The 13,611-nt window shown below is 40.6% G+C and carries 9 protein-coding genes; all 9 read right to left on the reverse strand.

The annotated features are described in order from the left end of the window. A partial coding sequence (locus QZ562_RS15090; RefSeq protein WP_293761771.1) for an ATP-binding cassette domain-containing protein occupies positions 1-1,465 on the reverse strand: 1,465 nt, incomplete at its 3' end. 104 nt (positions 1,466-1,569) lie between these two features. Beyond that, the gene (locus QZ562_RS15095) at positions 1,570-2,292 is read right to left on the reverse strand and encodes an ABC transporter permease (RefSeq protein ID WP_293761773.1); all 723 of its coding nucleotides are present in this window, start codon (positions 2,290-2,292) and stop codon (positions 1,570-1,572) included. 20 nt (positions 2,293-2,312) lie between these two features. Then, positions 2,313-3,308: an ABC transporter ATP-binding protein gene (locus QZ562_RS15100; RefSeq protein WP_293761775.1), complete on the reverse strand. Its 996-nt coding sequence runs from the start codon at positions 3,306-3,308 to the stop codon at positions 2,313-2,315. A 944-nt stretch (positions 3,309-4,252) separates the two neighbouring features. Further along, on the reverse strand, positions 4,253-6,724 hold the full coding sequence (locus QZ562_RS15105) for a S8 family serine peptidase (RefSeq protein WP_293761777.1): 2,472 nt from the start codon (positions 6,722-6,724) through the stop codon (positions 4,253-4,255). Positions 6,725-7,170: 446 nt separating this feature from the next. Further along, positions 7,171-7,803, reverse strand: coding sequence for a response regulator transcription factor (locus tag QZ562_RS15110; protein WP_293761779.1), 633 nt, complete (start codon positions 7,801-7,803; stop codon positions 7,171-7,173). Beyond that, positions 7,800-8,495: a sensor histidine kinase gene (locus tag QZ562_RS15115; RefSeq protein WP_293761781.1), complete on the reverse strand. Its 696-nt coding sequence runs from the start codon at positions 8,493-8,495 to the stop codon at positions 7,800-7,802. The genes QZ562_RS15110 and QZ562_RS15115 overlap by 4 nt, the downstream gene beginning before the upstream one ends. Next, positions 8,485-11,640 (reverse strand): serine/threonine-protein kinase, encoded by a 3,156-nt coding sequence (locus QZ562_RS15120; protein WP_293761783.1) that lies wholly within the window; start codon positions 11,638-11,640, stop codon positions 8,485-8,487. Before QZ562_RS15120 ends, QZ562_RS15115 begins: the two co-directional genes overlap by 11 nt. Before the next feature lie 42 nt (positions 11,641-11,682). Further along, on the reverse strand, positions 11,683-12,501 hold the full coding sequence (locus QZ562_RS15125) for a GAF domain-containing protein (protein ID WP_293761785.1): 819 nt from the start codon (positions 12,499-12,501) through the stop codon (positions 11,683-11,685). 41 nt (positions 12,502-12,542) lie between these two features. Continuing rightward, a complete protein-coding gene (locus QZ562_RS15130) occupies positions 12,543-13,373 on the reverse strand; it encodes a DUF6689 family protein (RefSeq protein ID WP_363315367.1) in 831 nt (276 codons plus the stop codon). Positions 13,374-13,611: the final 238 nt, after the last annotated feature.

Here is a 13,611-nt window from a genome sequence, read left to right on the forward strand (position 1 = left end):
CCACTAGAGCGCCTTTATAAAGCTGCAAGGCAAGAGTCAGTGCGTGCCGCATATCTAGGTCGAGGTGATTGGTCGGTTCATCTAAAATTAGTAAGTTCGGTTTTTGCCAAACAATTAAGGCAAGTGCTAAGCGCGCCTTCTCTCCACCTGAAAAGGGTCTAATAGCCTCGACAGCTTTGGCGCCATGAAAATTAAAACTGCCTAAAAAATTACGAATAACCTGCTCGGTAACCTTGGGCGATAAGCGTTGAACATGCAGTAGGGCGCTAGCATCTAAGTCTAAAAACTCTAGTTGATGTTGTGCAAAGTAACCCATCTTAAGGTGCTCGCTGACATTGCGCTCGCCGCTTAATAGAGCCAAATCACCAACCAAGGTTTTGACTAAGGTAGATTTACCCGCACCGTTATAACCCAACAAGCCAATACGGGTGTCTGCGCGCAGAGTCAGTTCAGCCTTTCTAACAATGGGTGCTGCTACAATATTTTTGTCGCTTGAAGCATAACCAAGATCAGCTTTATCGAGACTCATCAATGGGTCTGATGTTTTGTCGGCTTCACTAAAACGAAAGCTAAAAGGCGAGTCGATATGGGCGGGCGCTAATTTTTCCATGCGCTCTAATTCTTTTAAGCGACTCTGTGCTTGCTTAGCTTTGGTCGCCTTGGCTTTAAAACGATTGACGAACTGTGTGATCTCGCCAATACGTTGCTGCTGCTTCTCAAAATTCGATTGTTGTAGCGCTAAGCTCATTGCTCTCTGTGTCTCGAAGGATGAATAGTTACCCGTATAAGTGGTAATTTTTTGATGCTCTATATGTAAAATCTCACCGGCAACGGCATCGATAAAATCTCTATCGTGGGAGATAAATAACAAGGTCCCCTTGTAGCTTTTTAGCCATAGCTCTAACCATAAGGTGGCGTCAATATCTAAGTGATTTGTGGGCTCGTCGAGTAGCAATAAATCTGAAGGGCACATAAGAGCCTGTGCAAGATTGAGACGGATGCGCCAGCCCCCAGAAAAATCTGCGACTGACCTTGCCATATCGGCTTGTTTAAAACCAAGGCCATGGAGTAGTTGTTCGGCGCGATTGTTGGCGGTATAGCCATCGGCTGTTTCAAAATCAGCATAGGCTTGCGATAGCGCGAGGTGATTATCGCTAGATTGCGCGTCTTCAATTGCTCGCTCAATCGTGCGCAGGCGATCATCGCCATCTAAAACATAGTCACGAGCAGATCGATAATTTTCAGCAACCTCTTGCGCCATATGCGATACGCGCCATTGTTTAGGTATAAAAATATTACCGTTATCGAGACTAATGCCGCCCAGCAGTAGTTTAAATAGGCTCGATTTACCACAGCCATTAGCACCAATAATTGCACAGCGATGCATCGGCTGAATGGTGGCAGAGGTATTGTCGAGGAGGCGCTGAGGACCACGTTGAAGGCTAATGTCTTGTAAGGTAATCATGCGCGGCATTATAACCTGAGTTGGCATTAATTTTGGTATTGATATTAATACGAGAGTTAATAATAAGTGCACCGAGCGCGATTAAATGCCCTAAGCCCGAGTATTTATTTGCGCAATTGATAACCGGTTCTAAAAATTTGCCAAACAATGACTAATGCGATGCTTAAAAAGAATAAGATCATCGCAATGCTGGTCGCAACATTAACATCGGATACGCCATAAAAACTCCAGCGAAAACCACTAATCAAATAGACAACGGGGTTAAATAAGGTCACTGTCTGCCAAAAAGGCGGCAGCATACTAATTGAATAAAAACTTCCCCCCAAAAATACCAGTGGCGTAATCACTAGCGATGGGATCAATTGTAACTTCTCAAAATTATCTGCCCAAATACCAATAATAAAACCCAGGAGGCTAAAGGTCACGCAGGTCATTACCAAGAAAAATAACATAGCGAAGGGGTGGGCTATTTGCAGCGGAACAAAAAGTCCAGCGGTCGCTAGGATAATAAAGCCAACAATAAGAGACTTCGACGTGGCCGCACCTACATACCCCAGTATGATTTCACGTGCAGATACTGGTGCTGATAACACTTCGTAGATAGTGCCAGAAAACTTTGGAAAGAAAATACCAAAGGATGCGTTTGAGATGCTCTGTGTTAACAGCGACAGCATTAGTAGACCCGGCACAATAAATGACCCATAAGGTATGCCATCTATCTCATCGATACGCGAGCCAATTGCTGAGCCAAATACAATGAAATACAACGAGGTAGAAATAATAGGTGAAATAATACTTTGCAACAATGTTCGCCAAGTACGCGCCATTTCAGCTTGGTAGATGGCCCTTATTGCATAGTAATTGATGACTTATCCTCTGCGGTCGTTGAGCTTAACTCTTTTTCGCTATCTTTAACAAGCTGTACAAATATTTCTTCTAAGGAGCTCTGTGTTGTATCAATATCATTAAAATTTATGCCGTTATTATTAAGCTCATCTATTAAAGTCGCGATGCTTGAGGGTTCGCTTTTGTAACTAGATTCACTCCTAGTGCTGAACGTATAGCTTAGTTGGTGCCCGTCTTTAGACAAGTCTAATTGATAGTGTTGAAGGCTTGAGGGTATATGTTCGAGACTTTCTTGTAATTGCAGCGTGATACATTTTTTACCGAGCTTTTGTATTAAGGTTGCTTTTTCTTCAACTAAAATAAGTTCACCGTTGTTAATTACTCCAATTCTATCGGCAATCTCCTCGGCCTCTTCTATGTAGTGTGTTGTTAATATTATAGTGACACCTGATTCTCTGAGCTTGTTAATCACCTTCCACATATCTTTTCTGAGCTCAACGTCAACACCTGCAGTTGGCTCGTCGAGAAATAATATGTCAGGTTCATGAGAGAGGGCTTTAGCGATGAGCACACGCCGTTTCATTCCGCCCGAGAGCGTCATCATCATGTTGTCTTTTTTATCCCAAAGCGACAGCTCTTTCAGAATCTTCTCAATAATTCCTGGATTTGAGCTTTTTCCAAAAAGGCCGCGACTAAAAGTTACCGTATTCCAGACGGTAGAAAATGCATCGGAAGTCAGTTCTTGCGGGACTAAGCCAATTCTACCGCGAGTTTTACGATAATCTTTTTGGGTGTCAAAGCCATCGATGGAAACACTCCCTGAAGAGGAGTTGGCGATGCCACAAATAATAGAAATTAACGTTGTTTTACCTGCGCCATTAGGACCGAGTAAGGCAATAATTTCACCGCGATGGATATCTAGGCTAACGTTTTTGAGAGCCTGAAAGCCAGAGTCATAGACTTTATTAATATTTTTAATCGTGATGATCGGTGACATTGCTTGACTCAGGTTAGTAGGTGATGAGTTTAAAATGATTATACTAGGTAGCTTTCAACTCTTTATGAGTATACATAAAATAAAACGTGATTTTTCCTAAAAAGAACACAACTTGCTCATGTTTTCTATATTGACATCTACTTTATATCCTTAAGGAAGTGAAAGTCGGCTATTTTTCGTCTATTACTTAACCGTTTTCAGGTAATTCAGAATTCGAAACAAGCGTCTCCTGCTGTTGTGCAAACCAGTTTTGAACATTGCTTTTGTTTATGATGGAGAGCTGCTTTTATTCAAACAGACTTATCTGAGGCGGTGCTCGATTTTAGCTAGTGAGCGCGGCGATAAATATCCGCTTTCATTGGGTAAGTGGTATTTGACCGATTGAAAAGCTAATCGCTCTGCCGTCCTCTGATCGCTCATAGTCGCCTGTCAGTTTATTAAGCAGGGCTGCGTTTCAAACTTTAATTTATCGCATTTTTATAGAGCTTAAGCTTTGGTTTTTCTTCGTTATAAACATTACGTAATTTGGGCGAAATTTAAGTACACAAAGTCGCGGGTTTTAAAGAATTTCAGTTTCAAACGCTAATATGCTAGAACATCATCCTCATATAACGTAACAAAGTAATCGCTTAAATCCTCGACTTAGGCTCAGTTATATTGATGTATTTTAATGCCTCTATTATGAAGCTTATTAAGACAATTAATCTCAATTTAGTTATTCGAGAGTATTTATCCTTAAGCGAAGGGATAGATGTGGTGATGATTGTTGATTCTTTTTGATTATGAACAGCCTTTAATTATGCAAGCGGTATCTATGTTCTAAAACCTAATGTGCTGAATGACAACTATTCATATAACCTTGCCTCAAATTGAAATTAAGCTATTTTGTAGATATAAAAAAAGGCAGCCTTAGCCACCTTTTGGATTAGCTTGTGTCGCTAGACTTACTCTGCCATAAGTGGTGTCAGTTGTGTCAAGCTCATTGCCATTAGTGCACGGTTGACTTGAGTGTTGGGATTAAAACGAGCTTTCAAAACTTGCCCCATTCCAATGGGATCATCCTCAAAGCTAAATGCAGCTTGCAATAAACCCGCATTCAGCGCCAGTTGAACATGGCCAAGTAGTTCAGGTGCAATCATGTCACTGTCTACTACTTCAACCCATTGATCAAAGATAAATACTTTTAAAGGCTGATCTTGATCGACTTCTGCTGCGTCCCCTTGCTGGCCTAACATTTGAACCAATGTGTAAGCTAATATCTCTCGTGTAACTGGTTTAGTCGCACCAAACATATCACTGGAATCAGACTGCATCACTCCTTGATTCGCATAAGCACGGTCTTTAATTGAAGCACCATTGGTGACCACGGAATTCATAGCCGCTGCTGTGTCATAATTACTGTCAACAAAATTGACAGTGTTGCCATCATTAGATTGGCGAACAGCACCGTAAAACATCATCATATTAGCTAATTCTGCCTTGGTGACTGTTTTATCTGGCTGAAAACCCTCTTCGGTGCCATCCATCAAATGACTAGCTACTGCAAACTTGATAAAGCTTTCAGCTGGGTGACCGATGGCATCGTTGATGCCGAAGTAGCTACCAATGGCGAATTGCTTTACGGTAACAGTGGTCGACTCGGGCCCTGCAACACCATTGGTGACTCCCAACGGATCAACACTTTGCCCAGAGATACTGCCGATCCCGCCCATATATAGCTTCCAGATACCTGGCATGCCAGTAGCTGAAATAGCCCGATTTGTGCCTTGAACTTGGATAAGTCCTATGCCCGAACTATAGCGCTTGCCCATGGGATCTTCTAACACAAAGGCGGTTCCTAACTCAACGGTTCCAGTGGCCATGATCATTGATATATTTTCGGCTACGACAAACTCTTTTACCTCGGTGTCACCCACTGGGGTGAAACTAATAGGATAATCTTCAGAAGACGGTATGCCTAAATTGGCACCTGCATTAAAATCAATGGCTGTTTTGTCATGATCGCCAAATCTGTCGCTCATCGCCAGCGCGGCCTTAACTGCAGCGTGGGCATTGACATAGCCACTACCCACTTCCCAAGGTGCACGACCTGGCATGTTTGTGGCGGTATCTTGTAATATTTGTTTCACTTCACGCCAGCCGAGGTCAGGGTTAGCTTCAAGCATCAAAGTCACAATGCCTGATACATGAGGTGCAGCCATGGATGTACCGCTATTAACTGTATAGAAAGGTACATGGGTGGGTTCCATATAATCGCTATCACTGGATATAGATATGGCATTCGAATAGTTGGTGCTGGAACGGGCCGAGATAATATCTACCCCTGGAGCTGTTATAGTGGGGCGATCCAGCCATTCAAAGATTTCTCCATCGATAGTGACAAGTCCGCCTTTTTCAGAAACACCACGTGAACTAAAATCAGCTAAATTACCGTTTTTGTCGCCAGCGGCAACGGCGACTACCCAAGGAGCCTTTTTAAAATTACCGGTGATAGTGGACTCACCTGAACCAGAGTTACCTGCAGAGAAGACCACAATAATGCCCCGGTCAGCTAGTATTTTAGTCACAACATTAGTGGGGTGATCTGGGTTGAAATCGCTGCCAACATCGCTGGTTTGGCCAAACGAGTTAGAAATAACACGAATATTATAAGTATATTGGTGTGTTAAGGCATAATCGAACCCCCCCATGGTGTCTAAAAGAAAATCATAAGCACCCGAACCGTAACCGATTATATCTGCGCCTGGTGCAACGCCAGTATGTGTGCCGTTACTCATGGCGCCGTTACCGCCGATAGTGCCAGCTACGTGGCTACCATGTCCTGTGAGCACTTCAGTGTTAGCAATATTCTCCTGATAGAGAACGGGCATCACACCTGTGTCATAGAGTAAATTGAGCTGACCGGCAACGTTTTGAACTACATGTTGTGGATATTTAATGTCGTTATGATTTCCATCAATACCACTGTCATTGACCAACACACCGATACCACGTCCAGAGTAAGGTATGCCTTTTTTGCGCATACTTTTATCCGTTCGTAACTGTTGCACTCCGGTCAACTGTGTTGCCTCAAAATTTTCTAAAGTGATTTTTTCATTTTCCCATACTGAAACCACGTCATCACGAGCATAAATGGCTTCAATCTGGGATTGGGTCGCCAAGGCGCCGACAATCGGTAGACTTTGCATACTGACTCCACTAATACCTAGTGAGTTCAATGCGGCAAGCTGTAAATTGCTAGGGGCACCTGTTTGGTCAAACGAAATAATTACTTGGTGCAGTGAATTCTGGCCAGATCTGGCCAAAATGTTTTGCAAGTCTTGATCAAAGGTTTTGGCCTCTAAAGATGTACTAGCCAAAGCTAAGGCAATGGATACTGAAAGAAGGTTAATATTATTTTTTATTATATTTTTCATGTGAAAACCTGATGTGTTTATTGACCACTTAAGATTTTCATATCTCATGATAAGGAACAATAGGGGTTTCCCCCTGCCTACTCTTGTAACTAGTGGATAGACAATAGCGAACAGTGACTCAGCATTCTGTTGCCCTCAATGACTCGAGCTAGATTATAACGATGCTAGGTCAAACGTAGCTGTCAACTTAGCCAAATTACTCGGCATATCAGCAATCGATGTTTATAGGAAATGCTTGTGCAGCTTAGTATAAAAAGTAGGAAGTGACTTTTAGAGTTTTATAACTATTTGATAACTATTTTTAACCGATGATTTTTTAGCACGTTTGACTCAAAAATACTTGGCTTTGCTGGCGTTATACGGGCGATATACGGCCGTTATACGGATGTTAAGGAGTGCATCATTTGATACCCGTTTGCAGAACCCATAAATTTAATTCTATTAGACTATTCTAATAAACCTGCTTTGCCGGCTAATCTTATTAATTCTGCAGAGCTGTTGACCTGTAATTTTTTATAAATACTACCCCGGTGGTTTTCTGCCGTTTTTAAACTCATATCAAGTAGTTCAGCAATTTTTTTACTGGTTTTTCCGGCCGTGACCAAAAAAAAGACTTCACGCTCTCGTCGAGTTAATACTGTAATAGGATTAATGTATTTAGTCTGAGCTAATAGAGAATTTTGTTCTTTTTTGGGCATAGGAAAAACTCTTTTTCCTGACGCTACCAGCTTGATTGCCGCAATCAATTCTTCACTGGATGTTTCTTTTAACACATAGCCGATGGCACCAGCGTCGCGCATTGCCTCGACATATTCCAACTCATCATGCATGGATAGTACTAATATGCGACTTTGTGGACGTTGGGCTAACAGCTTATCAATGGCTACTAAACCACTCATACGAGGCATTGATATATCCATTACCACCACATCTGGTGATAGTTTCAAGACTTGTTTGATAAGTTCGATTCCATCACCACACTGACCTATTACGTTGATATCCTTTTCGGCACTTAATACCTGGATTAATCCCTGACGCATGAGCACATGATCGTCAGCAATCACAATGGAAATAGTCATATTGCAACCGTTAATGTAATTCTTGAACCTTTATCGGCCTTAGCATAAATAGTTAGCTGTGCATTAAATGCTTGAGCTCTGTCTTGCATACTATGAAGGCCAATACCTTTTTCAACCTCTTTATGCTCAAAGCCAAGGCCATTGTCAATGACATCCAGTCTAATTGTTTGATGATGGCTGGATAACAGCACTCTAGCTTTCGACGCCTGTGCATGTTTTATAATGTTAACGAGTGCTTCTTGAGCAATCCTGAAAACCAAAATACTGATATCTTTGGGTAGCGTTAATGTGCAATCAAATTGGCATTCATAATGGCAATCCTCATGTTCAAATAGGCTTCTACACAACCATTTAATTGCAGGAACAAGGCCCAAATCATCCAAAATAGTTGGGCTCATTAATCGTGATAATTGCCGAACATCTGACAGAGCCATTTGAGATAGTTGTGCCAGCTCTCGGAATTCAGGCTGATCCGAACTGATACTTTGTAATCGTCTAGTCAGGCCAGTAAGGAGTTGACCTACACCATCATGTAATTCGCGTGATAATTTTGCTTTTTCTGATTCTTGCTGCGCCCACAGACGTTTTGCAAGCTCGTTTAGATTATATTGCTCGTCATCTAAACGAGCTTGCAACACTGCTTGTTGACGCTTTACCTCTGCTAATAAATGTCTATCGTGATCAGCGTTCAAGGTAAAGTTCCCGATATGATTTAGCCTGTTGTTCAGTTAATTGTAACATCCAGTCTTGTAATAGAGCTTTTTGTTTCAACTGCGATTCTTCATCTTCGAAGGCTTGATAATAAATATGATTTCGCCAGTATTTAGGGTGAGCTATGAGTTGTTCGTGTAACAATTTTCGGGCAGCATCCTGTGACGACTTAAGAAAAAGTAAATTCATATATGGTTGGTAGTAAACTGGTTTAACGATCTGCTCTAAGAGTTGCATAATGGGACTGTCGAGCGGCAAATTTACTCTTTCTTGCATATCTAACAAAATTTTCATTCTGGTGAGTACTGGTATGTTTGCTGTTTTTATCTGTTCCATAAATTCGATTGAGCTGCTGGATAAAAGCTCGGATTTTTCAACATCATAGCTAAATATCAACCAGTTTAGTAATGCTTGTTGTTCGACCATAGAGCCAGCAATGCTGTTTTTGACTAGGTCAATTTGTGTTTTTAAACAACGAAGATCAGCCGTTTTCAAACAAATTTCCCCATGCCATAAATACACCTCAGTTAATGCCCTGCTGTCGTCAGTTTGTTGGGCAATAAGTTTGGCATGAGATAAGTTTTCTATTGCACTTGTCAGGTCACCATTTGCAAAATTTAAAAAACTATACAACAACTTATTGATCATTAATTCTTGTTTTTGACTGGCATCAAGTTGTTGCGAAACATCAGCTAAATATCGCATGGCTTTTATGTGCTCGCCTTTTGCCATACTCAACTGAGCTATGTTCTGCAAGGTACGTTGTAAATGAAGTTTTTCATTATTTTTATTGAATAGTGCTTTTGCCTGCTGCCAATAGATACCTGCTAAAGAATAGTCTCCAATTAAAAAGTGCATATACGCTACGTTACTAATACTTTGTGCCTGATTAATGCCAGCACTCTCGGTTGTTCGAATGTCGAGGCCTTTTTTGTAATAGTTTAACGCTTGAGCATACAATCCTTGCTCCTCATATAGAAAACCAAGTGTATCTAGAACGTGTGCTTGTTGAGTAGTATCGCCAAAAATTTCAAGTAGCTGTGATGCTTCTTCTAATGCAATTTGGGCTTCAATAAATTTACCACTCAAAGCATCTAGATTAGCTAGGTTAGCTAACGATTTAACTCGTTCAAGTGGAAAATTTTGGGGATCAAATATTATTAATGAATCCTGTAAGTATTTTTCTGCAGTGTTATATTCTGCAAGTCTTATGTAGGCTACCCCAAAAGCGTTTAACACCAAGCCTTCTCCAGCTAGGTCTTTGTTTTTCCTGTATAGCACTAACGCGCGAGTTAATTCATTATCAATAGCGCTTTGTGTTTGTCCTGAAAGTATTTTGAGTCGAGCTAATTGAAACCACAAATGTGCATTATTTGGATCCAGTTCGGTGGCTAAATGATAATCGATTATGGCTAATTCATAATCGTTTGCCCATTCGTAGATTTCGCCACGTTTAGCCAACAATTTAGAGCGTTGTGGATAGGCTTCAGTCAGTTTTTGAATCGCTTGCAGTGCTAATTTTAGGTCATCATTTATTTCAGCTTCTAACAGACGGCCACTAAGTAGCCAAAAGATTGAATCGCTTTGTAATGTAAACAAAATTTGCAGATTATGCCGTGCAGACTGTATATCTCCCTCCTGCCATGCCTGATCTGCAGCTCGATACCAGGCACCTGCGTATTCGGGGGCGAACTCAGTCAGATTATTATTTATACTTGAAGCGGTGCCTTTTCTATCAGTTTCAAGATCTGCTGAAAGTGCGCCTAGCCCAGATAAAAAGTAGGTCGCTTCAGACTGTTCAAATTGTTGTGATAATTGTAATTCAAATTTTTCAAGTAATGTTTTAGTAAACTCAGCTAAGTCTTGTTCAAGAGTGTTAGCGTTAATACTACGGGTTAATTCTACAATGCTAATGTCAGCAGGCATCGAATGAATACTCGCGCGTATTAAAAAATCATCAGCTTGAATATTATCGATAGTCAGCATCATTAACGCATCTAATTCAAATATGCTAGCTAATCTAATTCTATCCTGTGGTACTGAAACAGGTTGCAAGGCAAGATTATAAATTATGTCATGAGTTCGATATCCACTGATTACCGATAACTGCGGGTTGGTTTGTAGGGGCATTTCAAACAGCTCCACTAGTCCACCGAGCAGTGGTGTTTTATCATCATGTATGATTGCGATTTGAATAGTGGTTGCGGGCAACTTTTTTTCAGTTACAGGCTGTTGCCACTGTTGTAATAGTGTCCAAACCAATATGCTGAGAATAATGAAGACAACTAATAACCATGCCCGATAATCTAGATTATTACTGTTCTTTTGGGTGTGGTAAAAGTCATTTGCTTTGCTAAGTGTTGGGCGTTTAAATCGATTACGATGGCAAAGTAGTGCTATGAAACTGGTTTGTTTTGAGTGCCACCATTGCTGAGTAATTGATAATGGATTGTGATGTATATTTACCAGCATTAGCTGAATTATTTTACCGGCACTATAAAGTTCAGACTGCACACTAGATTGGCCAGAATAAATAACTTCTGGAGCAGAAAAATCTTGATGACCACTTATTTGTAACTCATCGTTATGAAATTGACCAATGCCAAAATCAATAAGGCGAAGGTTATTGTGCTCGTCAATAAGAATATTGTCGGGCTTAATATCTCCGTGCTTTATTTCGGATGCTTCACATGCTGTTAAGGCACTAAATAATTGCTGTGTCCAAAGTTTAAATTCAGTTTGTAAAATTGGTTTTTCGAGGCGCTTTATCAGTGATTCACCAGCGATAAGCTCCATAGTAAAAAAGATCAGACCTTGATCTTCAAATACATCATAAACTCGAATGATATTTTGATGTTGTAGACGGCGAGCAATCAACACTTCGTTGCGTATCGCACTTAATTGGGTCTGGTTATTTAATGAGGTCTCTACCACCTTTATCGCTATATCTGACTCTAACAGCTGATCGTATGCGTGATAAACATTACCTTGTGCACCGCTTCCAAGGAGTTTAATTATATTAAAACGTTGAACTAGAACCGTGTTGCTTATGAGTTGCGAGGCAGAGCGCAACGGCTGAGTGGTTAAATTAATATTGTTTGATGATTCCTCGGTGTGATCGGTCAACTCACCACTCCAGTTGGTTTCTCACCAGTGTGAGCATTTAAATTACAATGATGAGATATTATGTTCTATAGACTGAAATAACAAACGCAATGAGAGAATATTGGCAAACGACTCGACGAATTTGACTTCAGTTTCAGTAAAAAATTGCCGACCTTGTGTATTATCGGCATATAAAACACCGATGACATGGTTTTCAGACTTGACAGGCACACATAACGCAGCTTGTATATTGTGGCGCATAACACTGTGTTGTATCGCTAGGCTAGGATCGGCTTGAACATTACCAATGGCAAGAACTTGCTGTTCATTTATGCAACGTTGAATAATCGTATTACTGCCACTAAAACTGTGTTTTTCCATCCATGTTTCATAGCCCAAGCAATGCTGAAGTTGTTTATGCTGATCTACCAAAATCAGTGCCGCGCGTTCACAGCCCAATGTTTGTATCAAACAATGACGCGCAGATTCTAGCAAGGCAACACTAGAAGAACATTGGCTAAATTGCTTAGAAAGTTGCAGAAGTTGTCGTTTGCGCCACATTTTCTGATTATCAAAGGCAGTAAGTTGGTGATGGTTGAGGTGTTTAAATTGGCAAGACACGGGGCCTAAATGTAAGGTTTCTTCATTGGTTAAGGGTACAAAGCTGACTCGTTTGCCATGATGATAACAACCAACACTACTGGTGTCTCGAAGTGACCATATGTTGTCATCGTTGGCACTCAATGTGGCGTGCTCGCGAGATATTTGCGGGTGATTAATCAATACATCCGCTTGATTCGAGCGCCCAATGTTGTATGCATTTCCTTCGAAAAGAATATGTTCTGACATTAAACCCGATTCAAGTGAAATATTTACTTGCATTGGCACGCTAATATCCTCTTTCAATACTCACGATCGTGGAATTAAATAACTCGTAGACTGTATTTTAATGTTCTAAGACGAGTTAGTAATTCACCTTGCATGTTGACCAAATCATTGGATGAGCGCCACACATTGCTTAATTGTTCGCCAGAAGCATTTTCTGTAACAATTATCAATTCCTCTACTACTTCTAACGCAGCGGTATAATCAGTCATCAACAAAGCCTGTTGTAGAGCACTGATACCAGTTTGTATCGTAATAGCCAAGGTTGCCGAAATATGATTGTTATATTGGCTTACCAGTTGGTTTAGCTGAGAAAATGTATCGTCAATTACGTCTGCATTGTTTCGTTCGTCGAGTAAAAGCATAAAGTCTGAGAAACTGCCAGTATTACCACGGGCACGAATACTACCTGCAGAGATCATGGAGGTGATGTCTTCAAAATTACTATTGGCATGAGATCTGAAAATTCTAGCAGGCATTGCAGTATTGTAATCCACAGATTTAGTGTAGATTTCTACCGACGCTAAACCTTCAAACGCAAATCCGGCGTCTGCCTTGGGACTAATTGAAATAATCACTGGAAAAGTCGGTATTACTTTAATGTCTGCTGAGCTGAGTCGATTTGTGATATTGCTAGCGTTAACGTCAGATAATGTTGCGCTAATGTTGATGTTATCAGCGTTTAAACCGACACTTTTTTCAAATTCGACCACTAAATCAACTTCAATTAGAGTCGTGACCTGTAATTTTGCCTGAAGTGTATTGCCATTTATAGAAACAGAAGAAGGTGTAACTGTTTGCGCCATTGAGCCGCTGCTCAAAAGTGTAAATAACAAAAAACAAGGAATATTTCGTATTAGCATTCTCATAATCTGAACCTTATTGTTATTAAATTTTCCAAGGGCAACTTATCTTATTACGACGGCCATATCAATTGGCGAGTTAAATTCGCTACATTTAATAATGATTCAATAATAATTTATCCGTAATGATTGGCATACACTGGAATATATTAATACACCAGTAAAGATACGCCACAACCAACATATTGAATTTATATGTACCAGTGAAAGTGATAAAACGCATCATAGTAAATAAGTAAATAAG

This window comes from uncultured Paraglaciecola sp. (assembly GCF_913058035.1).
Classification (GTDB): Bacteria; Pseudomonadota; Gammaproteobacteria; order Enterobacterales; family Alteromonadaceae; genus Paraglaciecola.